We start from the raw sequence: 24,151 nt of genomic DNA on the forward strand, positions 1-24,151 counted from the left end.
GCCCCACATGTACATGTCCGAGGAGGCCGGCTGATGGCACGGCGATACGACTGCAACGACGCGACCGACCGTACGACCGGCCTGCGTGAAGCCGCGTCCGCAGTCCGCCGCGGCGAACTCGTCGTGCTCCCCACCGACACCGTCTACGGGATCGGCGCCGACGCCTTCAGCTCGGAGGCCGTCGGTGACCTGCTCGACGCGAAGGGACGCGGCCGCAACATGCCGTCCCCCGTCCTGATCGGCTCCCCGAACACCCTGCACGGACTCGTCACCGACTTCTCCGAGCAGGCGTGGGAGCTCGTCGACGCGTTCTGGCCCGGCGGGCTCACCCTCGTCGCCCGCCACCAGCCGTCGCTGCAGTGGGACCTCGGCGACACCCGGGGCACCGTCGCCGTACGGATGCCCCTGCACCCGGTGGCCATCGAACTGCTCACCGAGGTCGGCCCGATGGCCGTCTCCAGCGCCAACCTCACCGGACACCCCTCACCCGAGGACTGCGACGCCGCGCAGGGGATGCTCGGCGACAGCGTCTCCGTCTACCTCGACGGCGGACCCACCCCCGGGATCGTGCCGTCCTCGATCGTCGACGTCACCGGGAAGACCCCGGTGCTGCTCCGTGCCGGTTCCCTCTCGGTCGAGGAGCTCCGCAAGGTGGTACCCGACCTCGAGGTGGCCAATTGACCGCCCCTGAGGGGCGTGGCATAGCGGGGCAGTACGACACCTTCCGCATCCTCCACGTCAGCACCGGCAACGTCTGCCGCTCGCCCATCACCGAGCGGCTGACCCGCCATGCCCTCGTGGACCGCCTCGGCGACCCGCTGAGCGGCGGCCTCATCGTGGAGAGCGCGGGGACCTGGGGACACGAGGGCGCCCCCATGGAGGCGAACGCCGAGGTCGTCCTCGCCGACTTCGGGGCCGACGCCACCGGGTTCGTCGGCCGTGAACTCCTCGACGAGCACGTCATCCGCGCCGACCTGGTGCTCACCGCGACCCGCGACCACCGTGCCCAGGTGATCTCCATGGGCCACTCGGCGGGACTGCGTACCTTCACGCTCAAGGAGTTCACCCGGCTGGTGCGGGCCATAGACCCCGCGACCCTGCCCGACGCCCGCGAGGAGGGCGTCGTCGAGCGTGCCCGCGCACTGGTGCGCGCGGCGGCCGCGCTGCGCGGATGGCTCCTGGCACCCACCGCGGAGGCGGACGAGGTCTACGACCCGTACGGCGCCCCGATCACGTTCTTCCGCTCCGTCGGCGACGAGATCAGCCAGGCGCTCGATCCGGTCGTGACGGCGCTGACCGGGGTGAGCGCCCCGCACTGAACGGCCCCTCACGGGCGTCCCGCGCCCCCGGGTGCGCCGACCGGCGTAGAGGGCCGTCCGGCAGCGGGCAGGCCGTCCTGGGCGGGCCTACATTGGATCTGACGCCACGCAGCACCCCCTTCTCCAGGCCCGGAGCCGTCAGATGCCGGTCACCATTCCAGCCGCACCCGTACCCGCGCCGTCGCACCCCGCACCCGGCCGGGGCACGCCGCAGGACTTCGACAGCCTGCTCCGCCAGGATCCGGAGGTCGGCGGCATCCTGCTGGCCGAGGCGGACCGGCAGGGGGACACCCTGCAGCTCGTCGCCGCCGAGAACTTCACCTCACCCGCGGTCCTGGCCGCGCTCGGCTCCCCGCTCGCCAACAAGTACGCCGAGGGCTATCCCGGAGCCCGCCACCACGGCGGCTGCGAACAGGCCGACGCCGTGGAGCGGCTCGCGGTCGACCGGGCCACCACGCTCTTCGGCGCCGAGCACGCCAACGTCCAGCCGCACTCGGGATCCTCAGCCGTCCTCGCCGCCTACGCCGCGCTGCTGCGGCCCGGAGACACGGTGCTGGCGATGGGGCTGCCGTACGGCGGGCATCTCACCCACGGCGCCCCGGGGAACTTCTCCGGACGCTGGTTCGAGTTCGCCGGCTACGGCGTGGACCCGGACAGCGGGCTCATCGACTACGCGCAGGTGCGCGCCCTGGCCAGGGCCAGGCGGCCCAAGGCGATCGTCTGCGGCTCCATCTCGTACCCGCGCCACCCCGACTACGAGCGTTTCCGGGACATCGCCGACGAGGCGGGCGCCTATCTGATCGTGGACGCGGCGCATCCGATGGGGCTGATCGCCGGGGGAGCGGCGCCCAGCCCGGTTCCGTACGCCGACGTGGTGTGCGCCACCACGCACAAGGTCCTGCGCGGGCCGCGCGGCGGGATGATCCTCTGCGGCGCCGGGCTGGCGGAGCGGATCGACCGCGCGGTGTTCCCGTTCACCCAGGGCGGCGCCCAGATGCACACGGTGGCCGCGAAGGCTGTGGCGTTCGGAGAGGCGGCGACGCCCCCGTTCGCGCTCTACGCCCACCGGGTCGTCGCCCACGCCCGCGTCCTGGCGGCCGCCCTGGAGTCCGAGGGCTTCGAGATCACCACGGGTGGCACCGACACCCACATCATCGTCGCCGACCCCGCCCCCCTGGGCGTCGAGGCGCGCACCGCCAGGGAACGGCTGGCGGCCGCCGGAGTGGTCCTCGACACGTGCGCCCTGCCGTACGGGGACGCGCGCGGCCTCAGGCTCGGCACCGCGGCGGTCACCACCCAGGGGATGGACGAGGACGACATGGCGCGCATCGCGTCGCTGATCGGAGCGGCCGTCCGCGAGGACGGCGACCCGGGCCGGCTGCGGGCCGAGGTGCGGGAGACGGCGCGGCGAAATCCGCCGTATCCGGGGTAGGCGAACCCCGTGGAACCATCACCCGTGGCTCGGTGTCCTTGCTCATGAGACTAGGGTGTGGGGCTGAGATGGCCGGCGAGATCTGTGGGGCAGCCCGTGCGTGATTACCTGCTGACGCTCTGTGTCACGGCCGCAGTGACCTATCTGCTGACCGGACCGGTGCGGAAGTTCGCCATCGCGGTAGGGGCGATGCCCGCGATCCGCGCGCGTGACGTGCACCGGGAACCGACTCCGCGGCTCGGTGGCATCGCCATGTTCGGCGGACTGTGCGCGGGACTCGTCGTCGCGGACCACCTGTTCAACCTGAACAGCGTGTTCGAACTCTCCAACGAACCGAGGGCGCTGCTCTCCGGCGCCGCGCTGATCTGGCTGATCGGCGTCCTCGACGACAAGTTCGAGATCGACGCCCTGATCAAGCTCGGCGGGCAGATGATCGCCGCCGCCGTGATGGTCATCCAGGGTCTGACGATCCTGTGGCTGCCCATCCCCGGTGTCGGTACCGTCGCGCTCACCCAGTGGCAGGGCACGCTGCTCACGGTCGCGCTGGTCGTGATCACCATCAACGCGGTCAACTTCGTCGACGGACTCGACGGCCTCGCGGCCGGCATGGTCTGCATCGCGTCCGCCGCGTTCTTCCTGTACACCTACCGCCTCTGGTACGGGTACGGCATCGAGGCGGCCGCCCCCGCGACCCTGTTCGCGGCGATCCTGATGGGCATGTGTCTCGGCTTCCTGCCGCACAACATGCATCCCGCGCGGATCTTCATGGGCGACTCCGGGTCGATGCTGATCGGGCTGGTGCTGGCGGCGGGCGCGATCTCGGTGACCGGCCAGGTGGACCCCGACAACATGAAGCTCTTCGAGGGCGGTGAGCGCGGGGCGACCCACGCGATGCTCCCGGTCTTCATCCCGCTGCTGCTGCCGCTGACGATCATCGCGATCCCCGCCGCCGACCTGGTGCTCGCCATCGTGCGACGTACCTGGAACGGCCAGTCGCCCTTCGCCGCCGACCGGGGCCACCTGCACCACCGGCTACTGGAGATCGGGCACTCGCACAGCAGATCCGTGCTGATCATGTACTTCTGGTCCGCGCTGATCGCGTTCGGTGCCGTGGGGTACTCCGTGCACTCCGCGTCGCTGTGGATCGTGCTCGTGATCGTCGGACTCAGCGCCGTCGGGCTGGTCCTGCTGCTCATGCCGCGCTTCACCCCACGCGCCCCGCACTGGGCCGAGGCGTTCGTGCCGCCTCGCTACCGCCGGCGGCCCCGGGCGGAGCACGAGGAGGAGTCCGCCCCGGACGGCGCGTCCTCCCCGGCAGGCCAACAGGGCCCCGCGGAACCGCAGATGGTCCCGCCCACGGCCGACCGGGCCCCGGTGTCCGTCGGCGTCTCCGGCGTCAACGGAGCGACAGCGATCGGCCCCCGTTCGCGTTTCGGCGGCCGGGACCGTGCCGACTCGACGCGCTGACCAGCGGGAGCAGACATCCCCATAGCAGACAATGTGCCGTGATGTTCTGCACACACGCGCGGGTTAGCCCTCATGTGTGACAGCTGGCACACTTTCTGAGTAAAGACCTCATCAAATAGTTTGTGATACCGTTCACGAAGCCCGGTGAGGGAGCCGAAGGATCTGAGTAGCGCGGTCCTCCGGCCTGAAGCATCGGCTCGGACCGGGCCTACGCTCGTCCCTGACGACCACTGACCACCCCCTGCCACGCGGAGCAACCGCCATGCCGTCCAACGACGCCCGGACTCTCCTCCACACCGCCGTGCCCACTGCCGCCGTCGGTGTCATCGCCGTCGCCGTCAGCGCCGCACTCGCGGGCGGCAAGGGAGCGATCGGCGCTGCGGTCGGGACCCTGGTGGTGATCCTCTTCATGGGGATCGGGCTCGGCGTCCTGCAGCGCACGGCGAAGTCGTTGCCGCACCTGTTCCAGGCCATGGGGCTGGTGCTCTACACGGTCGAACTGCTGCTGCTCTTCGTCTTCGTCGCCGCGTTCCAGCACACGACGCTGTTCAACCCGAGGGCCTTCGCCGCCTCGCTGATCGCGGCGACGCTCGCCTGGGTCGCGGCCCAGATCCGCGTGCACATGAAGACCAAGATCCTCTACGTCGAGCCGGACTCGTCCGCGGGCAAGACGCCCGAGAACACGGGGTCTTCGACGTGAGGGGTAGGGCCGGGATAAGCGAGCGTTCGAGACCCTGCTATCGTCCGGTGCCAACTGCGGCACTGCGGGCGCGGGCATCAAAATCGGCGCCTGCTTCATCGCGAGGCGTAATGCCTGAGCCGCCCCCCATCCGTAACACCAGTCCAGTGCCGACCAGCGGCTGCTTGCCGCGCCGACACAACGAGGTTGCCGTACCTATGCGCCACGCTGAAGGAGCCCGCGGTGAGTGCTGACCCGACGACGGTGCTCGCCTTCGAGACCGACTGCCACATCTTCGACGGATGCGGCTTCCCGGCTCCTGGCCTGCACTCCTTTGTTTTCGAGCCGATGTTCACCGTCGGCGGCATCGAGTTCAACAAGCCGATGCTGCTGGCGGTCCTGAGCACCGTTGTCGTCGTCGGCTTCTTCTGGGCCGCCTTCAACAAGCCGAAGGTGGTGCCCGGGAAGCTCCAGATGGTCGCCGAGGCGGGCTACGACTTCATCCGCACCGGTGTGGTGTACGAGACCCTCGGCAAGCGCGAGGGCAAGAAGTACGTGCCCCTCATGGTCTCGCTGTTCTTCTTCATCTGGATCATGAACCTCTGGGCGATCATCCCGTTCGCCCAGTTCCCGGTGGTCTCGGTCATCGGGTTCCCGGTGGCGCTGGCCGCGATCGTGTACATCCTCTGGGTCAGCCTGACCTTCAAGCGCCACGGCTTCGTCGGCGGCTGGAAGAACATCTCCGGCTACGACCCGTCGATCGGCCCGGCTCTTCCCTTCGTCATGCTCATCGAGATCATGTCGAACCTGCTGATCCGGCCGTTCACGCACGCCGTGCGACTCTTCGCCAACATGTTCGCGGGCCACGTGCTGCTGCTGATCTTCACGATCGCCAGCTGGTACCTGCTGAACGGCATCGGCATCGCCTACGCCGGTGTCTCGTTCGTGATGACCATCCTGATGACCGCTTTCGAGCTGTTCATCCAGGCGCTGCAGGCCTACGTCTTCGTACTGCTGGCCTGCAACTACATTCAGGGCGCTCTCGCCGAGCACCACTGATCCGGCTCAGCTCCACCCCCGATAGTCGTCCGGTGGCCAACCCCCACCGGTTCTGAAAGAGAAGGAAGAAACGGCATGTCCGCTCTTGAGACCCTCGCCGCCGTCAACATCACGGGCAACCTCGGTTCCATCGGCTACGGCCTCGCCGCGATCGGCCCCGGCGTCGGCGTCGGCATCATCTTCGGTAACGGCACCCAGGCCCTGGCCCGCCAGCCCGAGGCCGCCGGCCTGATCCGCTCGAACCAGATCCTCGGCTTCGTTCTCTGTGAGGCGCTCGCCCTGATCGGTCTCGTCATGCCCTTCGTCTACCCGGTCGACTAATTCGCGGCACCCAGACTGCCCGAAGCGACGAAAGGCATTGATGTGAACGCCCTTTTGCTGGCGTCCGAGGAAGAGATTCAGAACCCGCTGCTCCCGGCGGTGCCTGAGATCATCATCGGCCTCATCGCCTTCGCCATCGTCTTCGGTTTCCTCGCCAAGAAGCTCCTCCCGAACATCAACAAGGTTCTGGAAGAGCGCCGCGAGGCCATCGAAGGCGGTATCGAGAAGGCCGATGCGGCCCAGACCGAGGCCCAGAGCGTGCTTGAGCAGTACAAGGCTCAGCTCGCCGAGGCCCGCCACGAGGCCGCCCGTCTGCGCCAGGAGGCGCAGGAGCAGGGCGCCGTCATCATCCAGGAGATGAGGGCGGAAGGTCAGCGGCAGCGCGAGGAGATCATCGCTGCCGGCCACGCGCAGATCGAGGCCGACCGCAAGGCCGCGGCGTCCGCGCTGCGTCAGGACGTGGGCTCCCTCGCCACCGCCCTGGCCGGCAAGCTCGTCGGCGAGTCCCTCGAGGACCACGCCCGGCAGAGCGGCACCGTCGACCGTTTCCTCGACGAGCTCGAGGCGAAGGCCGAGGCCGTCCGATGAATGGAGCGAGCCGCGAGGCGCTGGCCGCCGCACGCGAGCGCCTCGACGCACTGACCGACTCCACGTCGGTCGACGCGGCGAAGCTCGCCGACGAGCTGGCAGCCGTCACCGCGCTGCTCCACCGCGAGGTATCGCTGCGCCGGGTCCTCACCGACCCGTCGCAGGGCGGCGAGGCCAAGGCCGAGCTGGCGGGACGGCTGCTGCGCGGCCAGGTGGGCGGCGAAGCCGTGGACCTGGTCTCCGGCATGGTCCGCTCCCGTTGGTCGCAGTCGCGTGACCTGGTGGACTCGGTCGAGGAGCTGGCGAACATCGCCGACCTCACCGCGGCCCAGCGCGCCGGTGCGCTCGACGACGTCGAGGACGAGCTGTTCCGGTTCAGCCGGATCCTCGGCTCCGACGTCGCGCTGCGCTCCGCGCTGACCGACCGCAGGGCCACCGCCTCCGCCAAGGGCGAGCTGCTCCGCAGCCTGCTCGCCGGCAAGGCGCAGCCCGTCACGGAGCGTGTGATCACGCGCCTCGTGACGCACCCCCGAGGACGTAGCCTGGAAGCGGGACTCGAGTCCCTGTCCGGGCTCGCCGCGGAGCGCCGGGACCGCACGGTCGCCGTCGTCACCTCGGCGGTTCCGCTGTCCGATCGCCAGAAGCAGCGCCTCGGTGCCGCCCTGGCGAAGATCTACGGCCGGCAGATGCACCTGAACCTGGACGTGGACCCCGAGGTCCTCGGCGGGATCTCGGTGCGCGTCGGTGACGAGGTCATCAACGGCACGATCGCGGAGCGCCTCGAAGAGGTCACCCGCAGGATGGCCGGCTGACAGCGCGCAGCGCCACAGCACCAACTGAACGAGCAAGAACAGCGGCCCGGTTGGGCCGTGCAGAAATTGCAGAAGATTCCTGGGGGTCGCCCCCAGACCCCTTTGAGAAACTTCGGGCCCAACAAGGAGAGCAGGGAACCCCAGATGGCGGAGCTTACGATCCGGCCGGAGGAGATCCGGGACGCACTGGATAACTTTGTCCAGTCGTACCAGCCGGACGCGGCCTCGCGCGAGGAGGTCGGGACGGTCAGCGTTGCCGGCGACGGCATCGCGAAGGTGGAGGGCCTGCCCTCCGCCCAGGCGAACGAGCTGCTGAAGTTCGAGGACGGCACCCTCGGTCTCGCCCTCAACCTCGAGGAGCGCGAGATCGGTGCGATCGTCCTCGGCGAGTTCAGCGGAATCGAGGAGGGCCAGCCGGTGCAGCGCACCGGTGAGGTGCTCTCCGTCGGCGTCGGCGAGGGTTACCTCGGCCGTGTCGTCGACCCGCTCGGCAACCCGATCGACGGTCTCGGCGAGATCGCGACCGAAGGCCGTCGCGCCCTCGAGCTGCAGGCACCCGGCGTCATGGTCCGCAAGTCGGTCCACGAGCCGATGCAGACCGGCTACAAGGCAGTCGACGCGATGGTGCCGATCGGCCGTGGCCAGCGTCAGCTGATCATCGGCGACCGTCAGACGGGTAAGACCGCTCTGGCCGTCGACACGATCATCAACCAGCGCGACAACTGGCGCTCGGGCGACGTGAACAAGCAGGTGCGCTGCATCTACGTCGCCATCGGTCAGAAGGGCTCCACCATCGCCTCCGTGCGCGGTGCCCTCGAAGAGGCCGGCGCGCTCGAGTACACGACCATCGTCGCCGCCCCGGCGTCCGACCCGGCCGGCTTCAAGTACCTGGCGCCGTACACCGGTTCGGCCATCGGCCAGCACTGGATGTACGACGGCAAGCACGTCCTCATCATCTTCGACGACCTCTCGAAGCAGGCCGACGCCTACCGCGCCGTGTCGCTTCTGCTGCGCCGCCCGCCGGGCCGTGAGGCCTACCCGGGCGACGTCTTCTACCTGCACTCGCGTCTGCTGGAGCGCTGCGCCAAGCTCTCCGACGACATGGGCGCCGGTTCGATGACGGGCCTCCCGATCGTCGAGACCAAGGCGAACGACGTGTCGGCGTTCATCCCGACCAACGTCATCTCCATCACCGACGGCCAGTGCTTCCTGGAGTCCGACCTGTTCAACGCGGGTCAGCGTCCGGCGCTCAACGTCGGTATCTCGGTCTCCCGAGTCGGTGGCTCCGCCCAGCACAAGGCCATGAAGCAGGTCTCCGGCCGGCTCCGTGTGGACCTCGCCCAGTACCGCGAGCTGGAGGCGTTCGCCGCCTTCGGTTCCGACCTGGACGCGGCCTCCAAGGCCTCGCTGGAGCGCGGTAAGCGCATGGTCGAGCTGCTCAAGCAGTCCCAGTACGCCCCGTTCCCGATGGAGGAGCAGGTCGTCTCCGTCTGGGCCGGCACCACGGGCAAGATGGACGACGTCCCGGTCGAGGACATCCGCCGCTTCGAGACCGAGCTGCTGGAGTACCTGCGCCGCGAGCGCAAGGACCTCCTGACCAGCATCGCCGAGGGCGGCAAGATGTCCGACGACACGCTGCAGTCGGTCGCCGACGCGATCGCCGCCTTCAAGCAGCAGTTCGAGACCTCGGACGGCAAGCTCCTGGGCGAGGGCTGATCGATGGGCGCTCAGCTTCGCGTTTACAAGCGCCGCATCCAAGCCGTCACCGCGACCAAGAAGATCACCAAGGCGATGGAGATGATCGCCGCCTCGCGCATCGTCAAGGCGCAGCGCAAGGTGGCGGCGTCGATGCCGTACGCGACCGAGCTCACCCGTGCGGTGACCGCGGTCGCGACCGGCTCGAACACCAACCATCCGCTCACCACCGAGGCCGAGTCCCCGGCCCGGGCGGCGGTCCTGCTCCTCACGAGCGACCGCGGTCTGGCCGGCGGCTACTCCTCCAACGCCATCAAGGCGGCGGAGCGGCTGAGGGAGCGGCTGGCGGCCGAGGGCAAGGAGGTCGACACGTACATCGTCGGCCGCAAGGGTGTCGCGTACTACGGCTTCCGCGAGCGCAAGGTCTCGGGGTCGTGGACCGGCTTCACCGACAGCCCCGAGTACTCGGATGCCAAGAAGATCGCCGAGCCCCTCATCGAGTCCATCCAGAAGGACACGGCCGAGGGCGGCGTCGACGAACTGCACATCGTCTTCACGGAATTCGTGTCGATGATGACGCAGAACGCGGTCGACGGCCGGATGCTTCCGCTGTCGCTCGACAAGGCTGAGGAGACGAGCACCGAGAAGGGCGAGATCCTTCCGCTGTTCGAGTTCGAGCCGTCGGCGGAGGACGTCCTCGACGCCCTTCTGCCGCGCTACGTCGAGAGCCGTATCTACAACGCACTGCTGCAGGCAGCCGCTTCCGAGCACGCTGCCCGCCGCCGCGCGATGAAGTCGGCGACCGACAACGCCGGGGACCTGATCAAGAGCCTCTCCCGGCTTGCCAACGCGGCCCGCCAGGCCGAAATCACCCAGGAAATCAGCGAGATCGTCGGCGGTGCAGGTGCGCTGGCCGACGCGTCCGCGGGGAGTGACAAGTAATGACGACGACAGTTGAGACGGCCGCTGCCACGGGCCGCGTCGCCCGGGTCATCGGCCCGGTCGTCGACGTGGAGTTCCCCGTCGACGCGATGCCGGAGATCTACAACGCCCTGCACGTCGAGGTCGACGACCCGGCCGAGGCCGGCGCTCGCAAGACGCTGACCCTCGAGGTCGCCCAGCACCTGGGTGACGGCGTGGTCCGCGCGATCTCGATGCAGCCCACCGACGGCCTGGTCCGCCAGGCCCCGGTGACCGACACGGGCGCGGGCATCACCGTCCCCGTCGGTGACGTCACCAAGGGCAAGGTGTTCAACACCCTCGGTCAGATCCTGAACGAGCCCGAGGCCGAGTCGCAGATCACCGAGCGCTGGCCGATCCACCGCAAGGCCCCGTCCTTCGACCAGCTCGAGTCCAAGACCGAGATGTTCGAGACCGGCCTGAAGGTCGTCGACCTGCTGACCCCGTACGTCAAGGGCGGCAAGATCGGTCTGTTCGGTGGTGCGGGCGTCGGCAAGACGGTCCTCATCCAGGAAATGATCATGCGTGTGGCGAAGCTGCACGACGGTGTGTCGGTGTTCGCCGGCGTCGGTGAGCGCACCCGTGAGGGCAACGACCTCATCGACGAGATGACGGACTCGGGCGTTCTGGACAAGACCGCGCTGGTCTTCGGCCAGATGGACGAGCCGCCGGGGACCCGTCTCCGCGTCGCGCTGTCCGCCCTGACCATGGCGGAGTACTTCCGCGATGTGCAGAAGCAGGACGTGCTGCTCTTCATCGACAACATCTTCCGCTTCACGCAGGCCGGTTCCGAGGTCTCCACGCTGCTCGGCCGCATGCCGTCCGCGGTGGGTTACCAGCCGACCCTGGCCGACGAGATGGGTGTGCTCCAGGAGCGCATCACCTCGACGCGTGGTCACTCGATCACCTCGATGCAGGCGATCTACGTCCCCGCGGACGACCTGACCGACCCGGCCCCGGCCACCACGTTCGCCCACCTCGACGCGACGACGGTTCTCTCCCGTCCGATCTCGGAGAAGGGCATCTACCCGGCCGTGGACCCGCTGGACTCCACGTCCCGCATCCTGGACCCGCGTTACATCGCGCAGGACCACTACGACGCGGCCAGCCGCGTCAAGGGGATCCTGCAGAAGTACAAGGACCTCCAGGACATCATCGCGATCCTCGGTATCGACGAGCTGGGCGAGGAGGACAAGCTCGTCGTCCACCGTGCCCGTCGCGTCGAGCGCTTCCTGTCGCAGAACACCCACGCCGCCAAGCAGTTCACCGGCCTGGACGGTTCGGACGTCCCGCTCGACGAGTCGATCGCCGCGTTCAACGCGATCTGTGACGGGGAGTACGACCACTTCCCCGAGCAGGCGTTCTTCATGTGCGGTGGCATCGAGGACCTGAAGGCCAACGCCAAGGAGCTCGGCGTCTCCTGAGCCTCCGGCTCACCGAGGGGGGTGGGTGTGTCCCGCCCCCCTCACCACGCCCCGTAGAATTGACCCAACACCCGGCACGACCGCCGGGTGGTGACCCGAGGAGCCACCCTTGGCTGCTGAGCTGCATGTCGAGCTGGTCGCCGCGGACCGCAGTGTCTGGTCCGGCGAGGCCACCCTCGTTGTCGCGCGTACCACGTCCGGCGACATCGGCGTCATGCCCGGTCACCAGCCGCTTCTGGGTGTGCTGGAATCGGGCCCCGTGACGATCCGTACGAGCGACGGCGGGACCGTTGTCGCCGCCGTGCACGGCGGTTTCATCTCGTTCGCGGACAACAAGCTGTCGCTGCTCGCGGAGATCGCCGAGCTTGCCGACGAGATCGACGTCCAGCGCGCCGAGCGTGCGCTGGAGCGCGCGAAGTCGGAGACGGACGCGGGCGCCGAGCGCCGCGCGGACGTACGACTGCGTGCGGTGGCGGCGCACTGAGCGTCCCCACGAGCAGTTTTTGACTCAGCCGCGGCCCGAGCTGGAGAGATCCAGACCGTGTCGCGGCTGAGGCGATGCAGGTGCAGTCCGGTTCGGTCCGTTACTCGACGATGCGAGGAGGTCGGTGAAGATGGTCCTCGCTCTGTGGGTGGGCGGCCTGGTCGTCGTGCTGGTCGCGGTGGGGCTTTTCGTCTTCGGCCTCCGCAGGCGGCTCATCCAGCGTTCCGGCGGTACGTTCGACTGCAGCCTGCGCTGGGACATCCCCCAGGAGCCGGACCCCTCCGGCAAGGGCTGGGTGTACGGGGTCGCCCGGTACAGCGGTGACCGTGTCGACTGGTTCCGGGTGTTCTCGTACTCTCCCCGCCCGCGCCGCGGGCTTGAGCGCTCCGCCATCGAGGTGGTCGGCCGCCGGCTGCCCGAGGGCGAGGAGGAGCTGGCGCTCCTGTCCGACTCCGTCGTGCTCGGCTGTCTCCACCGGGGGACGCGCCTGGAGCTGGCGATGAGCGAGGACGCCCTGACCGGCTTCCTCGCCTGGCTGGAGGCGGCCCCGCCCGGCCAGCGAGTCAATGTGGCTTGAGTAGAGGTCTCTCCCCCGGACGGAGTCTGAGGGAGCAAGGCACTTTCCCGCCGACGCCTGCAACGTTCCTCAGGCGCCCGCGAAGGTGGCGACCACGCCCCGTACGGCCGTTCCGTCCGGCCAGGTCCAGCCCGTGACGACTCTCCGGGCCGGACTGTCGACGGCGTCCTCCTGACGGAGAACCCTGGTGATCCGCGCCTCGCCCGTCACCTCCCCGGGGCCCGCCCCGTGCACGGTGACGGTGGGGTCAGGGGTGTTGCTCTCGCTCTGCTTCTGGGGCTCCGCCTCCCCGCGCAGCAGCGCCTCCAACTGGGACCGGACCACGGGGTCGCGGTCGCCGTCGTAGATCCACCGGGTGCCGAGCACCCCGTGCTCGGAGGTGCCGATCAGCGCGTCGGCGGGGATGTCCTTCGCCTCCGAGCCCCGATAGCTCAGCGGCGTCAGATAGGCCACGGGCCGCTGCCCGCCGGTGTCCACCACGATCATGAACTCGATCCCGACCTCGCCCTCGGGGTCGTCCAGGCGGAACCCGCCGGCCCGGACCAGTGCGGGTGACTGCCCGCCGCCCTCGTACCAGCTCTGCTCCGGCAGCCACCCGGTGAGCAGCTCGAGCTTGGTCGGTTCCAGGGTGGTGCGGTGGATGGTCGCCATCTGCGTGCTCCTTCTGCATGGGCCCTGGTCCGTCCCCCGACGGGACCCCGACCGAACCTATAGGAAGCCCGAGGGCATCCGGGCGAGGGCAGACGAAAACCGGGGAGACAGGGGGCGGACCTGTCTCCCCGGCGTTCTCGGGGTGCTGTCGCTCGGTGGGGGTGGGGCGTCCTAGTTGAGGCCGCTGTCCATCGCGCTCACGAGCTCACCGTTGGCGGTGTCACCGCTGAACTCCCAGAAGAAGGCGCCGCCGAGGCCCTGGCTGTTCGCCCAGGCCATCTTGGAGCCGATGGTGGCCGGGGTGTCGTAGCTCCACCAGTTGGTGCCGCAGTGGGCGTAGGCGGTGCCGGCGACGGTGCCGGTGGCGGGGCAGCTGTTCTTGAGGACCTTGTAGTCCTCGATGCCCGCCTCGTACGTGCCCGGGGCCGCTCCGGTGGCGGTGCCGCCCGGCGCCGCCTGGGTGACGCCGGTCCAGCCGCGGCCGTAGAAGCCGATGCCGAGCAGCAGCTTCTTGGCGGGGACGCCCTTCGCCTTCAGCTTGGCGATGGCGGCCGCGGAGTTGAAGCCCTCCTGCGGGATGCCGGTGTAGGAGGTCAGCGGGGAGTGCGGGGCGGTCGGGCCCTTGGCCTCCCAGGCGCCGAAGAAGTCGTACGTCATCACGTTGTACCAGTCGAAGCTGGTCGCGGCGCCGGCGTAGTCGGCGGCGTCGATCTTGCCGCCGTTCGAGCCGTCCGCGGTGATCGCGGCGGTGACCAGGTTGCCGGCGCCGAACTTGGTGCGCAGCGCCGAGGCGAGGTTCTTCAGTGCGGCGGGGCCGCTGGTGTCACAGGTCAGGCCGCAGGCGTTGGGGTACTCCCAGTCGATGTCGATGCCGTCGAAGACATCGGCCCAGCGGGGGTCCTCCACCAGCTTGTAGCAGGAGTCGGCGAACGCGGCCGGGTTCTGCGCGGCGGCACCGAAGCCACCGGACCAGGTCCAGCCGCCGAACGACCAGATCACCTTGATGTGGGGGTACTTGGCCTTCAGCTTGCGCAGCTGGTTGAAGTTGCCGCGCAGCGGCTGGTCCCACGTGTCCGCCACGCCGTCGACCGACTGGTCGGCGGTGTAGGCCTTGTCGTAGTCGGCGTAGGAGTCACCGATGGTGCACTTGCCGCCCTGGACGTTGCCGAAGGCGTAGTTGATGTGCGTGATCTTCGAGGCGGAGCCCGAGGTGACCAGGTTCTTCACGTGGTAGTTGCGCCCGTAGACGCCCCAGTTGGTGAAGTACCCGAGGTTGACCTTGTCACCCGTGCCGGGACCGGGGTCGGTGGTGCCGGTGGTGCGCACGGCGACCGAGGCGCTGACCGGGCCGGTCTGGTCGGCGGTGTCGCGGGCCTGCACCGTGTAGGAGTAGTCCGTGCCCTTGGCGAGGCCGGTGTCGGTGTACGTCAGCGTGGTGACGGTCGCGACCTTGGCACCGTCCCGCAGGACGTCGTAGTTCTTGATGCCCTTGTCGTCCGTGGCGGCGCTCCAGCTGATCTTCGCGGAGGTGTCCGTCACGTTGCTCGCGGTCGGGGTGCCGGGCTTGGACGGCGCGCTGTCACCGGGGACGGTGGGGCCGCCGTCACAGGAGGCGCCGTTCAGCTTGCATCCGGTGGGGGAACCCGAGCCGGTGCCGTTGAAGCCGAAGCTGATGCTGGCGCCGGGGGCCACCGTGCCGTTCCAGCCGAGGTTCTTGGCCGTCCAGTGGGTGCCCGAGCTGGTGACGGAGGCGTCCCAGGCGGAGCCGACCGCGGTACCGGAGGGGAAGTCCCACTCGATCGTCCAGGAGGAGAGCGAGGTGGTGCCGGTGTTCTTGACCGTCCACTGGCCCTCGAAGCCGCTGCCCCAGTCGGACTTCTTCACGTACGTGGCGGTGGCGGAGGTGGCTGCCTCGGCGGGGGAGGCCAGGCCGACCATCGCGGCGAGGGGAAGCAGGAGGGCGGTGAGACCCGCGACCGTCCTGGACCTGGTGGCTGCGCCTGCTCCGCGTCTCCATCTGAGTCGGGTGAGGCGTACGGGGTTGTCAGTGCTCAACGGTGCTCCTCGGGTGAGGTCCGGCAAACGGGGATCTGACCCTGCGTCGCCCTGAGCCCGCTTTGTCATGGCGTACTCACCGCAGCGTGTTCGGTGAGATTAGGAAGGTCTGGACCAATCGTCAAGAGGTCCAGACCAAAGAATCGAGCTCCCCGGTCAGAGGTCCAACTCCTGTGCCAGCACCGCCGCTTGCACCCTGCTGCGCAGCCCGAGCTTCCCCAGCACCCTGCTGACGTGCGTCTTCACCGTCGCCTCGGCCATCGAGAGCCGGACCGCGATCTCCGCGTCGGACAGCCCCAGCCCCAGGCAGCCCAGCACCTCGCGCTCCCTGCGCGTCAGTTCGTCCAGCGCTGGAACCTGGCGGCGGTGATCGCCATCGCCCTGCTCCGGGCGGCGGCCTGGTACGTCGGTGAGGACGGCGCCACCGAATCGCTGGAGATGTGGCAGCAGAAGATGCTCTGGGTGATCGGGATCAACCTGGTCATCGCCGGCAGCCACACGCTCTTCCCCAAGCGGGATCCTCAGGAGCCCGTGGGTTCCTGAGGACCGTCCAGGGGCGTCCGGTGGATCAGCGCTCGCCGCCCGGCACCCACAGCACGTCCCCGACCTCCTTGTTCGCGGTCCTGGCCAGGATGAACAGGAGGTCGGAGAGCCGGTTGAGGTAGGTCGCGGTCAACGCGTTCATGATCTCGCCGTGCGCCTCCAGCGCCGCCCAGGTCGACCGCTCGGCACGCCGTACCACCGTGCACGCCTGGTGGAGCAGTGCCGCGCCCGGGGTTCCGCCCGGAAGGATGAAGCTCCGCAGCTTCTCCAACTCCTCCAGGAAGGTGTCGCAGTCCGCCTCCAGCTTGTCGACGTAACCCTGCTCCACCCGTAGCGGCGGGTACTCCGGGTTCTCCACCACCGGGGTGGCCAGGTCCGCGCCGACGTCGAACAGGTCGTTCTGCACCCGGACGAGGACCTTCACCACGTCCTCGGAGAGGTTGCCGAGGGCGATAGCCGTACCGATCACGGCATTGGCCTCGTTGGTGTCGGCGTAGGCCGCGATCCGGAGATCGGTCTTGGCGGTGCGGCTCATGTCGCCGAGGGCGGTCGTGCCCTTGTCGCCGGTGCGTGTGTAGATGCGCGTCAGATTGACCATGGGGTCAGCGTAGTTACGCCCCGGCCCGGCGCACGACCCGCGTGCCGGTCGTCAACGGGGGAGCGGCTCGCCGCGTCCGCCGGCGGCCGGGGACGGCGGCGGGCCGCGCCCGGACCAGGTGTGCCCGGGGCGCGCTCGTGCTGCTCGACGGGACCTCGACGGGACGGCGGACCTCCTCGGCGAGCGGGTCCTCAACTACGCCCGGCGCGCCGTCGCGTGACACCGGCCGGTGTGATGTCCGTCATGTGAGACGTGACGCGTATCTCTTCACGGCCTCACGGCCCCTCACGGGTACTAATCTCCGCCGGAGAGCATGCAACGTACAAGACTGCATAGGGGTGCGAATCGTGGCCAGGAAGCTCGCCGTCATCGGCGCCGGACTCATGGGGTCCGGGATCGCGCAGGTCTCCGCCCAGGCCGGCTGGGACGTCGTGCTGCGCGACGTCACCGACGAGGCTCTGGCGCGTGGGCGCGGCGGCATCGAGGCCAGTTACGGGAAGTTCGTCGCCAAGGGCAAGCTGGAGGCGGCCGAGGCCGAGGCCGCGCTCGCCCGGATCACCACCACCACCGACCTGGACGCCGTCGCCGACGCCGACGTGGTCGTGGAGGCGGTCTTCGAGAAGCTCGAGGTCAAGCACGAGATCTTCCGGACGCTCGACAAGGTCGTGCGGGAGGACACCGTCCTGGCCTCCAACACCTCGGCGATCCCGATCACCAAGATCGCGGCGGTCACGGAGCGCCCCGAGCGGGTCGTCGGCGTGCACTTCTTCTCGCCGGTCCCGATGATGCAGCTCTGCGAGCTGGTCCGCGGCTACAAGACCAGCGACGAAACCCTCGCCACCGCCCGGGAGTTCGCGGAGTCCGTCGGCAAGACCTGCATCGTCGTCAACCGGGACGTCGCGGGCTTCGTCACCACCCGGCTGATCTCCGCGCTGGTCGTCGAGGCCGCCAAGCTGTACGAGTCCGGCGTAGCCTCCGCCGAGGACATCGACACCGCGTGCAAGCTGGGCTTCGGGCACGCGATGGGCCCGCTCGCCACGGCCGACATGACCGGGGTGGACATCCTGCTGCACGCCACGGGCAACATCTACACCGAGTCCCAGGACGAGAAGTTCGCCGCTCCCGAGCTGATGCGCCGGATGGTCGACGCCGGTGACATCGGCCGCAAGAGCGGGCAGGGCTTCTACACCTACTGATCACGAGCTCCGGCGCCCGTTGATCACGACCGGCGTCCGCCAGGCGCCCGGATCCGGTGGACACCGCTTCACCGGCTTCACCCCTCGGGGTGAATTCGGTATCGGTTCGTCCACAGACGGCAACTTCCCCGTCGCCCACACAGTCAGTGGTGGCAAAGGTGGAAGAGCAACACGACAGACCGACCGACCGCTACGGGGTACTTCCGGGGAGCGCATATGCACATCAGGGGCGACCACGCCGAGCTGGTCGTCGGGGGCCGCCTCGACGTCCGAAGCGCGGCGGACGCCCGTACGGTTCTGCACTCGGCCGTCGACGACGGAGTCGGCGATCTCGTGCTGAACCTGACCGAGCTCGACTCCTGGGACGCCACCGGACTCGGGGTCATCATGGGCGCGCACCGCAGAGCCGGCCGGGCAGGCCGGCGCCTCGTGCTGCGCGGGGTGCCACCGCAGATGCAGCGGCTGCTCGTCGCGACCAGACTGCACCGCATCCTGGCCATCGAGGGCGGGATCGCGGCGGACTCCCTGCCGCGCGTCTGAGGGCCGCCGCCGCAACATCCGCACAATCCTCACGAGAACGTGATGTCGGGGGCGGCGCGGCCCCCCGCCGGTTCGTAGATACTGTGCGAAGGTTTAGGGTTCGGCCGTCCGCTGATCGACGAGGACCCACTGGCGGACACCGACCGGGACGACGACGGGCGTGCGGGGCCGGAGGGACGACCGCGCGCTGCGCGTCTGGGGGATGTGGACGATGGACCCGACCAAGCGGGGACCCGGCGAGTACGGTCACGGCGACGACCGGTCCGGAGACGACGGCGGGCGCCGACGGCAGCCCCGCGACCCGCTGACACCCGACTTCGGGCATCAGACACCGCAGAAGTCGCGCACCGTGCAGCTGATATCGGGCGACTTCCTGCTCACGGTCAACCCGGTCGACGGCAGCGAGATAGAGCCCTGCAGGCCCGGCGAGCAGCCCGGCACACCCGCGCGCCACACCGCCGCCCGCCGGGTGGAACGCGAGCGGGCGGCCGCGCCGCCCGTCCCACCCGGGCCGCCGGCCCCGCAGATGCCGCTCCTCGAACGCGAGGAGGAGCGGGAGAAGCTGGTACGGCTGCTCGCCCGAGGGCGGTCCGTCCGCCTCACCGGACCCGCGGGGTCGGGCCGCACCGCCCTCCTGGACGCCGTCGCCGCCGACTGCGCGGATCTCGCGCCCGACGGGATCGTGCGGCTGTCCGGCCACAAGCGCACCGCCGGGGAGCTGCTGTACGGGCTCTTCGAGGCCGTCCACGACGCCCCGCTGCACCGGCCCGGCCCCGAAGACCTGCGGACGCTGCTCAACGGGATCGGTGCCGTCGTCGTCATCGACGACCTGGAGATCGGCGGGTCCCAGCTCCAGGAGCTGCTCGACGCCACCCCCGAGTGCGCCTTCCTCCTCGCTCCCGCCCCCGAGGCACCCGCCCCCGAGGCCGAGGCGAACCTCGACGAAGTACCTCTCACCGGTCTCGGCCGCAGCACCTCGATCGAGCTCATGGAGCACGTCCTGGAGCGCCCTCTCACCGACGAGGAGGCGAACTGGGCCGGCGACCTCTGGTTCGAGTCCGAGGGGCTGCCCCTGCGCTTCGTCCAGGCCGGGGCGCTGCTCCGGAGCCACGACGACATGCGCGCCGGCCAGGAGGAGCCCGACCCCGACGACGACCCCGACGACGCGCCCTTCGGCCGGCGCCCGGAGCCGGCAGCCGTGCCGCTGCCCAGCCTCGGCGAGGGTGCCGCGCCGGCGCCCCTGATCGCCTCACGGCTGAGCGAGGCCGCCCGGGAGACACTGCGCTTCGCCGTAGCGCTCGGCGGCGAGGTTCCCCACCAGGCCCATCTGCCGGCCCTGGTGGGGGACACCCACGCGGACGCCGCCCTCGGCGAGCTGGCCGGCCACGCCCTGCTCTCCCCGGCGGGCCCCCGCTACCGGCTCGCCGCCGGAGTGCTGGCCCAACTGGAGGCGAGCGGCTACGGCGACGGCGCCGAGGAGTACGCCCGGAGCGCCGCACAGCACTACACCTGGTGGGCGGGGCACCCCTCCGTCACCCCCGGACGTGTGGCGGCCGAGGCCGACGCGATCCTCGCCTCGATGGCGCGCCTCGTCCCCGGTGACACACCGGGACAGGCCAGCGTGGTGGTCCTGCTCGCCCGCAGCGCCGCTCCCGCCTTCGCGGCGGCCATGCGGTGGGGCGCCTGGGAGAAGAGCCTCAGGACGGGCCAGGAGGCCGCTCGCATCGCCGGTGAGGTCGCCGAAGAGGCCTACTTCCACCACGAGTTGGGTGTCCTCGCGCTCTGCAACGGCCAACTGGACCGGGCCAGGGCCGAACTGGAGACCGCCATCGGCATGCGCGGCGCGCTCGCCGACAAGCCCGGCGCGGTGGCGGGGCGCCGGGCGCTCGCGCTCGTCGCCGACCGCTCCGGCGATCCGCTGCCCACCACCCTGGCCGGGGACGACATCCCCCTCGCGCCCCGGGACGAGCCGGCCGCGCCTCCCCGCGGCGTCCCGCCGGCCGCACCGCTCTTCCCCCGGGTGACGGAGACCTCGGCGACCCTGATCGCCCGTCAGGACCTGCCGCCCGCCAACCCCTCCAAGGGCCCCGCGGGCGTCCTCAAGGGCGCCAGGCGCAACCTGGTCGCCGTCGGGGCGGGGGCGCTCCTGGCGGCGGTCCTCGGCACGGTGGTGACCCTCGGAGCCACCTCGGGAAGCGGTGACGACCCGGAGGGGCAGAACGTCACCACCGAGCGGTCCGCGAGCGAGGACGGCGCCGACGACGGCTACACCGAGGACGAGCCGGCCGCGGGCCCGGCCACCGGTGCCCCGTCCACGGCCGGCACGCCGTCACCGGGGCCGTCCGGCACCGCCGGGCCGTCCACGAGCGGCACGCCCTCGGCGGGCACCTCGGCCCCCGGTACGAGCCCTTCGGAGACCCCGTCCGAAGGCGCCACCACGAGCCGCCCCCCGCACGGCTCCCCGTCGCCGACGCAGACGACGAGGCCGCCCACGCCCAGCGAGTCCGACACCCCGACCGTGACCCCCACCGACCCCGAGTCGCCCTCGCCCACACCGTCGGAGACGGAGACCACCACGGAGCCGTCGACGTCGGACTCCGCGAGCGGCCCCACGGCGACCGTCACCGCGTCGTCCGCGACGCAGGACACCACCGCCTCACCGACGGACACGGCAACCGCCTGAAACGCGGAACGCCGTACGGAGCCGGGAGACCGGATCCGTACGGCGTTCAGCGTTTCAGGCGGGCCCGGCTCAGAAGAGCCGCAGCTTGTCGTCCTCGATGCCGCGCATCGCGTCGTAGTCGAGCACCAGGCAGCCGATGCCCCGGTCCGTCGCCAGCACGCGGGCCTGCGGCTTGATCTCCTGCGCGGCGAACACGCCTCGCACCGGAGCGAGATGCGGATCACGGTTGAGCAGTTCCAGGTAGCGGGTCAGCTGCTCCACGCCGTCGATGTCGCCGCGTCGCTTCAGCTCCACCGCGACCGTCGCACCGTCCGCGTCCCGGCACAGGATGTCGACCGGGCCGATCGCCGTCGGGTACTCGCGGCGGATCAGGGTGTACCCCTCGCCGATCGTCTCGATGCGGTCCGCGAGCAGTTCCTGGAGGTGCGCCTCCACACCGTCCTTGATGAGCCCCGGGTCGACACCCAGTTCATGGGACGAGTCATGGAGGATCTCCTCCATGGTGATGATCAGTTTCTCGCCCGCTTTGTTCACCACCGTCCAGACGCCCTCGTCCTCGCCCGCGCCCTCCTTCAGGGTGCACGGCGGGGACATCCAGTTGAGCGGTTTGTAGGCCCGGTCGTCGGCATGGATCGAGACGCTGCCGTCCGCCTTCACCAGGATCAGACGGGGGGCGGAGGGCAGGTGGGCGGTGAGCCGGCCCGCGTAGTCGACGGAGCAACGGGCGATGACGAGACGCATGGTCGGCAACGCTACTCGACGACCCGTGCCCGGCGCGATTCCCGCCCGCCTCGTCCGGCGGGGCCCTTGACGCCCGGGGATCGGGCTTGCCCCTCTTTGCGAGTGTTCGACAATGGCCGGTTGTGTTCCCAATCTCCTGGTGCGGCCCGGACTGCGCCCTTACCGTGGAAGCAGGAGGTCGCCGCATGTGTACGCAGCGTCGCCGTCCTGCCCCGCCCGTAAGGCCCCGGTCACCCGCCGGGACCGCGAGAGGAGAACCCATGTCGCTCGACGTCTCACCGGCCCTGTTGGAACAGGCCGAGCGAGGCGAGGTCGACGAAGCCGACTTCGTCGACTGCGTCCGGACCTCCCTGCCCTTCGCATGGGAGATGATCAGCTCCCTGGTGGCCCAGCTCAAGGTCGACGGCGGAGAGTTCGCCGACAACCAGACGCCCCCGCCGGACGAGCAGGCACGTGGCCAGCTGCTGCGCGCACTCGCCAGCGACGCGATACGCGGCGCGCTGCAGCGGCACTTCGGAGTACGCCTGGCATTCCAGAACTGCCACCGCGTGGCGGTGTTCCCCCTGGACGCCTCGGCCGACGAGCGGCTGGCCCGATTCACCTCGGTGAGGGGCCAGTTGCTCAACCAGTCACCCGAACTCCGCGACTGCTGAGCGCATCTGCTGCCGCCCCTGAGCCGCGGGAGGTGCAACTGGCCCCGGGGCGGCAGTACCCGCACCACCACCAGGACGAGCACGTGAACGGGTCACACCAGCATCGGCAGCACTTCCGTGCCCAGCCGCTGCACATTCGTCTCCGTCGCCGCGAGATCCCCCGACCCCTCCACCATGAGGGCGAAGCGGGTGATGCCGGTGCGCTCCGCCGTGGCCGCGAGCCGGTCCGCCGCCAGACGAGGCGATCCCACCGGGTGCAGGCCGCACAGGAACTCCGTGTACGCCACGGGGTCCCGCATCACCCGGTGCCGCCCGTCGACCGTCACATGGGCGTCGAGCCCCTGCCGCAGCCACCCCGGCATCGCCTTCACGAGCGTCTCCACGGCGTCGGCGGGACGGTCGGCGATCTGAGCCACCCCCGCGGACACATGTGCCACCCGCTCGACCACCTCCGCCGGCTGACCGGCGTCCCGGGCGGCCGACCGCCACAGGGCGACCATGTCCGCCTTCTCCTCGTCGCCGCAATGCATCCCGAGGAGCATCGGCAAACCCTTTTCAGCGGCGAGTTTCACGCTTTTCGGGGAGGTGCACGCGACGACCACCTCGGGGCTCGGAGGACCGTCCCCGAGGATCTCGTCGGCACGCGGGACGACCGCGACCTCCCGGAAGGAGAAGCGTTCCCCGCGCCCCGCCACCCGGGGCTTGCCGAGCCAGTCGAGCAGGAGGTCCAGGGACTCGGGGAAGCCCTTCTCGTAGGCCTCCAGACCGCTTCCGAACACCTCCAGATCGACCCAGGGGCCGCCCCGCCCCACCCCGAGGGTGAAACGGCCGCCGCTGGTCAGGTGGAGCAGGGCCGCCTGCTCGCCGACCGTCACCGGGTGCTGGCTCGGCAGCACGGTCACCGCCGTGCCCACCCGGATCCTCCGGGTGCGGCCGAGCAGCAGGGCGGCCAGTGTCGTGGCGGACGGGCACACCCCGTACGGCACGAAGTGATGCTCCGCCAGCCAGACGGAATCGAGCCCGGACTCCTCCGCCACCTCGGCGGAGCGTACGGCCCGGTGCAGGGCCTCACCCTGCCCCTGGCCGGGAAACTGAGCTGCCAGTACGAACGTTCCTACGCGCATCGCCTTCTGCCTCCTTGCGGCCGACGCGGCTGCCCCCTCACGGGCAACAACGTCTGACACGTGCCAAAGGCACGGTCCAGGGCGAAGTTGTTGCGATTTTCCGGTAACCCACCCGCCCCGGCGGCGCACACGCGCCACTCCTGACACGTGCCCGCCGCCGATGGCTCTAGGCTGGACGGAACGATCCGCCCGTCACCGTTCCGTGAGGTGTTCCGTGTCCCCGCGCCGTAACCGCCCCCGAGGCGGCGAGAGTCCCACCGGCAACACGAGCGGGCTGGGGGAGCGGTACGGCGCCGGAGGCGCCACGGAGAGCTGGCAGGGCGAGGAGTGGTCCGTGCGCCCGGTGAGCGGCGCGAGCGCGGCCGGCAAGCGCTACCGCTGCCCCGGATGCGACCAGGAGATCCCCTCCGGGGTCCCGCACCTCGTCGCCTGGCCCGAGTACGGCGGGATCGACGACCGCAGGCACTGGCACAAGGCATGCTGGAACGCGAAGGACCGCCGCACCACCCGGGTGCAGCGGTCCAGGAACGCCCCGCGTCACTGAGCGGGA

General features: G+C 70.1%; 24 protein-coding genes and 2 pseudogenes. 20 read left to right on the top strand and 6 right to left on the bottom strand.

What is annotated here, in order from left to right; all coding sequences use genetic code 11:
- The first annotated feature begins 33 nt into the window (after window positions 1-33).
- The 14 genes from ACFXOA_RS09145 to ACFXOA_RS09210 all read left to right on the top strand — a co-directional run bounded on the left by ACFXOA_RS09145 (window position 34) and on the right by ACFXOA_RS09210 (window position 12,817).
- Window positions 34-681 carry an L-threonylcarbamoyladenylate synthase gene (locus ACFXOA_RS09145; protein WP_385024242.1) on the top strand — a complete coding sequence of 216 codons (648 nt, stop codon included), beginning with the start codon at window positions 34-36 and terminating at the stop codon, window positions 679-681.
- A complete protein-coding gene (locus tag ACFXOA_RS09150; RefSeq protein ID WP_385024244.1) occupies window positions 678-1,319 on the top strand; it encodes a protein-tyrosine-phosphatase in 642 nt (213 codons plus the stop codon). The genes ACFXOA_RS09145 and ACFXOA_RS09150 overlap by 4 nt, the downstream gene beginning before the upstream one ends.
- A gap of 142 nt (window positions 1,320-1,461) precedes the next feature.
- Window positions 1,462-2,751 (top strand): serine hydroxymethyltransferase, encoded by a 1,290-nt coding sequence (gene glyA, locus ACFXOA_RS09155; protein WP_385024246.1) that lies wholly within the window; start codon window positions 1,462-1,464, stop codon window positions 2,749-2,751.
- A 96-nt stretch (window positions 2,752-2,847) separates the two neighbouring features.
- Window positions 2,848-4,218: an MraY family glycosyltransferase gene (locus ACFXOA_RS09160; RefSeq protein ID WP_385024248.1), complete on the top strand. Its 1,371-nt coding sequence runs from the start codon at window positions 2,848-2,850 to the stop codon at window positions 4,216-4,218.
- Between the two features lie 262 nt (window positions 4,219-4,480).
- On the top strand, window positions 4,481-4,918 hold the full coding sequence (locus tag ACFXOA_RS09165) for a hypothetical protein (protein ID WP_385024250.1): 438 nt from the start codon (window positions 4,481-4,483) through the stop codon (window positions 4,916-4,918).
- Window positions 4,919-5,140: 222 nt separating this feature from the next.
- On the top strand, window positions 5,141-5,956 hold the full coding sequence (atpB, locus tag ACFXOA_RS09170; protein WP_362542292.1) for a F0F1 ATP synthase subunit A: 816 nt from the start codon (window positions 5,141-5,143) through the stop codon (window positions 5,954-5,956).
- A 75-nt stretch (window positions 5,957-6,031) separates the two neighbouring features.
- Window positions 6,032-6,277: an ATP synthase F0 subunit C gene (gene atpE / locus ACFXOA_RS09175; RefSeq protein ID WP_014048348.1), complete on the top strand. Its 246-nt coding sequence runs from the start codon at window positions 6,032-6,034 to the stop codon at window positions 6,275-6,277.
- A 42-nt stretch (window positions 6,278-6,319) separates the two neighbouring features.
- Window positions 6,320-6,865 (top strand): F0F1 ATP synthase subunit B, encoded by a 546-nt coding sequence (locus ACFXOA_RS09180; RefSeq protein WP_329232901.1) that lies wholly within the window; start codon window positions 6,320-6,322, stop codon window positions 6,863-6,865.
- Window positions 6,862-7,677 (top strand): F0F1 ATP synthase subunit delta, encoded by an 816-nt coding sequence (locus tag ACFXOA_RS09185; protein WP_385024252.1) that lies wholly within the window; start codon window positions 6,862-6,864, stop codon window positions 7,675-7,677. The genes ACFXOA_RS09180 and ACFXOA_RS09185 overlap by 4 nt, the downstream gene beginning before the upstream one ends.
- Before the next feature lie 144 nt (window positions 7,678-7,821).
- Window positions 7,822-9,393: a F0F1 ATP synthase subunit alpha gene (gene atpA, locus ACFXOA_RS09190; protein ID WP_385024254.1), complete on the top strand. Its 1,572-nt coding sequence runs from the start codon at window positions 7,822-7,824 to the stop codon at window positions 9,391-9,393.
- 3 nt (window positions 9,394-9,396) lie between these two features.
- The gene (locus ACFXOA_RS09195) at window positions 9,397-10,314 is read left to right on the top strand and encodes a F0F1 ATP synthase subunit gamma (RefSeq protein WP_385024256.1); all 918 of its coding nucleotides are present in this window, start codon (window positions 9,397-9,399) and stop codon (window positions 10,312-10,314) included.
- Complete coding sequence (gene atpD / locus ACFXOA_RS09200) at window positions 10,314-11,756, top strand: F0F1 ATP synthase subunit beta (RefSeq protein ID WP_385024258.1); 1,443 nt, start codon at window positions 10,314-10,316, stop codon at window positions 11,754-11,756. The genes ACFXOA_RS09195 and atpD overlap by 1 nt, the downstream gene beginning before the upstream one ends.
- Before the next feature lie 109 nt (window positions 11,757-11,865).
- Complete coding sequence (locus ACFXOA_RS09205) at window positions 11,866-12,240, top strand: F0F1 ATP synthase subunit epsilon (RefSeq protein WP_325747706.1); 375 nt, start codon at window positions 11,866-11,868, stop codon at window positions 12,238-12,240.
- 130 nt (window positions 12,241-12,370) lie between these two features.
- Complete coding sequence (locus tag ACFXOA_RS09210) at window positions 12,371-12,817, top strand: DUF2550 domain-containing protein (protein ID WP_385024260.1); 447 nt, start codon at window positions 12,371-12,373, stop codon at window positions 12,815-12,817.
- A 69-nt stretch (window positions 12,818-12,886) separates the two neighbouring features.
- Here ACFXOA_RS09210 and ACFXOA_RS09215 read toward each other — a convergent pair whose 3' ends face one another.
- From ACFXOA_RS09215 to ACFXOA_RS09225, 3 genes and pseudogenes are all read right to left on the bottom strand, one after another.
- On the bottom strand, window positions 12,887-13,468 hold the full coding sequence (locus tag ACFXOA_RS09215) for a 1,4-alpha-glucan branching protein (RefSeq protein WP_385024262.1): 582 nt from the start codon (window positions 13,466-13,468) through the stop codon (window positions 12,887-12,889).
- A 171-nt stretch (window positions 13,469-13,639) separates the two neighbouring features.
- The gene (locus ACFXOA_RS09220; protein ID WP_385024264.1) at window positions 13,640-15,523 is read right to left on the bottom strand and encodes a glycosyl hydrolase family 18 protein; all 1,884 of its coding nucleotides are present in this window, start codon (window positions 15,521-15,523) and stop codon (window positions 13,640-13,642) included.
- 156 nt (window positions 15,524-15,679) lie between these two features.
- Window positions 15,680-15,874, bottom strand: a pseudogene (locus tag ACFXOA_RS09225) (helix-turn-helix transcriptional regulator); the annotation flags it as partial.
- Here ACFXOA_RS09225 and ACFXOA_RS09230 point away from each other — a divergent pair.
- Window positions 15,872-16,066: pseudogene (locus ACFXOA_RS09230) on the top strand (hypothetical protein); the annotation flags it as partial. The pseudogenes ACFXOA_RS09225 and ACFXOA_RS09230 sit on opposite strands and share 3 nt — an antisense overlap.
- A gap of 25 nt (window positions 16,067-16,091) precedes the next feature.
- On the opposite strand, the gene ACFXOA_RS09235 reads toward ACFXOA_RS09230, so the two are convergent.
- Complete coding sequence (locus ACFXOA_RS09235; protein ID WP_362542258.1) at window positions 16,092-16,664, bottom strand: cob(I)yrinic acid a,c-diamide adenosyltransferase; 573 nt, start codon at window positions 16,662-16,664, stop codon at window positions 16,092-16,094.
- Between the two features lie 347 nt (window positions 16,665-17,011).
- Between ACFXOA_RS09235 and ACFXOA_RS09240 the strand changes: the two genes are divergently transcribed.
- From ACFXOA_RS09240 to ACFXOA_RS09250, 3 genes are all read left to right on the top strand, one after another.
- The gene (locus ACFXOA_RS09240; RefSeq protein ID WP_362665404.1) at window positions 17,012-17,860 is read left to right on the top strand and encodes a 3-hydroxyacyl-CoA dehydrogenase family protein; all 849 of its coding nucleotides are present in this window, start codon (window positions 17,012-17,014) and stop codon (window positions 17,858-17,860) included.
- Between the two features lie 216 nt (window positions 17,861-18,076).
- Entirely contained in the window at window positions 18,077-18,400 is a 324-nt protein-coding gene (locus ACFXOA_RS09245) for an STAS domain-containing protein (protein WP_362542252.1), read from the top strand.
- 211 nt (window positions 18,401-18,611) lie between these two features.
- Window positions 18,612-21,083, top strand: a complete 2,472-nt coding sequence (locus ACFXOA_RS09250) for an ATP-binding protein (RefSeq protein ID WP_385024267.1) — start codon at window positions 18,612-18,614, stop codon at window positions 21,081-21,083.
- A gap of 69 nt (window positions 21,084-21,152) precedes the next feature.
- Here the strand turns inward: ACFXOA_RS09250 and nucS are convergent, their stop codons facing one another.
- Window positions 21,153-21,824, bottom strand: coding sequence for an endonuclease NucS (nucS, locus tag ACFXOA_RS09255; protein WP_385024269.1), 672 nt, complete (start codon window positions 21,822-21,824; stop codon window positions 21,153-21,155).
- 260 nt (window positions 21,825-22,084) lie between these two features.
- Here nucS and ACFXOA_RS09260 point away from each other — a divergent pair, with 260 nt between their 5' ends.
- On the top strand, window positions 22,085-22,477 hold the full coding sequence (locus ACFXOA_RS09260; RefSeq protein ID WP_385024271.1) for an SCO5389 family protein: 393 nt from the start codon (window positions 22,085-22,087) through the stop codon (window positions 22,475-22,477).
- Between the two features lie 92 nt (window positions 22,478-22,569).
- Here ACFXOA_RS09260 and ACFXOA_RS09265 read toward each other — a convergent pair whose 3' ends face one another.
- A complete protein-coding gene (locus tag ACFXOA_RS09265) occupies window positions 22,570-23,601 on the bottom strand; it encodes an LLM class flavin-dependent oxidoreductase (protein WP_385024273.1) in 1,032 nt (343 codons plus the stop codon).
- A 214-nt stretch (window positions 23,602-23,815) separates the two neighbouring features.
- Here ACFXOA_RS09265 and ACFXOA_RS09270 point away from each other — a divergent pair, with 214 nt between their 5' ends.
- Window positions 23,816-24,145 carry an ATP/GTP-binding protein gene (locus tag ACFXOA_RS09270; protein ID WP_385024275.1) on the top strand — a complete coding sequence of 110 codons (330 nt, stop codon included), beginning with the start codon at window positions 23,816-23,818 and terminating at the stop codon, window positions 24,143-24,145.
- The last annotated feature ends 6 nt before the right edge of the window (window positions 24,146-24,151 follow it).

The organism is Streptomyces sp. NPDC059166 (assembly GCF_042755185.1).
Taxonomy (GTDB): domain Bacteria; phylum Actinomycetota; class Actinomycetes; order Streptomycetales; family Streptomycetaceae; genus Streptomyces.

Bases quoted from the DNA above. Each gene is read 5' to 3' on its own strand.
- ACFXOA_RS09145 (WP_385024242.1), top strand. From the start codon at position 34: ATGGCACGGCGATACGACTGCAACGACGCGACCGACCGTACGACCGGC.
- glyA (WP_385024246.1), top strand. From the start codon at position 1,462: ATGCCGGTCACCATTCCAGCCGCACCCGTACCCGCGCCGTCGCACCCC.
- ACFXOA_RS09165 (WP_385024250.1), top strand. From the start codon at position 4,481: ATGCCGTCCAACGACGCCCGGACTCTCCTCCACACCGCCGTGCCCACT.
- atpE (WP_014048348.1), top strand. From the start codon at position 6,032: ATGTCCGCTCTTGAGACCCTCGCCGCCGTCAACATCACGGGCAACCTC.
- ACFXOA_RS09185 (WP_385024252.1), top strand. From the start codon at position 6,862: ATGAATGGAGCGAGCCGCGAGGCGCTGGCCGCCGCACGCGAGCGCCTC.
- atpA (WP_385024254.1), top strand. From the start codon at position 7,822: ATGGCGGAGCTTACGATCCGGCCGGAGGAGATCCGGGACGCACTGGAT.
- ACFXOA_RS09195 (WP_385024256.1), top strand. From the start codon at position 9,397: ATGGGCGCTCAGCTTCGCGTTTACAAGCGCCGCATCCAAGCCGTCACC.
- atpD (WP_385024258.1), top strand. From the start codon at position 10,314: ATGACGACGACAGTTGAGACGGCCGCTGCCACGGGCCGCGTCGCCCGG.
- ACFXOA_RS09210 (WP_385024260.1), top strand. From the start codon at position 12,371: ATGGTCCTCGCTCTGTGGGTGGGCGGCCTGGTCGTCGTGCTGGTCGCG.
- ACFXOA_RS09215 (WP_385024262.1), bottom strand. From the start codon at position 13,468: ATGGCGACCATCCACCGCACCACCCTGGAACCGACCAAGCTCGAGCTG.
- ACFXOA_RS09235 (WP_362542258.1), bottom strand. From the start codon at position 16,664: ATGGTCAATCTGACGCGCATCTACACACGCACCGGCGACAAGGGCACG.
- ACFXOA_RS09245 (WP_362542252.1), top strand. From the start codon at position 18,077: ATGCACATCAGGGGCGACCACGCCGAGCTGGTCGTCGGGGGCCGCCTC.
- ACFXOA_RS09250 (WP_385024267.1), top strand. From the start codon at position 18,612: ATGGACCCGACCAAGCGGGGACCCGGCGAGTACGGTCACGGCGACGAC.
- nucS (WP_385024269.1), bottom strand. From the start codon at position 21,824: ATGCGTCTCGTCATCGCCCGTTGCTCCGTCGACTACGCGGGCCGGCTC.
- ACFXOA_RS09260 (WP_385024271.1), top strand. From the start codon at position 22,085: ATGTCGCTCGACGTCTCACCGGCCCTGTTGGAACAGGCCGAGCGAGGC.
- ACFXOA_RS09265 (WP_385024273.1), bottom strand. From the start codon at position 23,601: ATGCGCGTAGGAACGTTCGTACTGGCAGCTCAGTTTCCCGGCCAGGGG.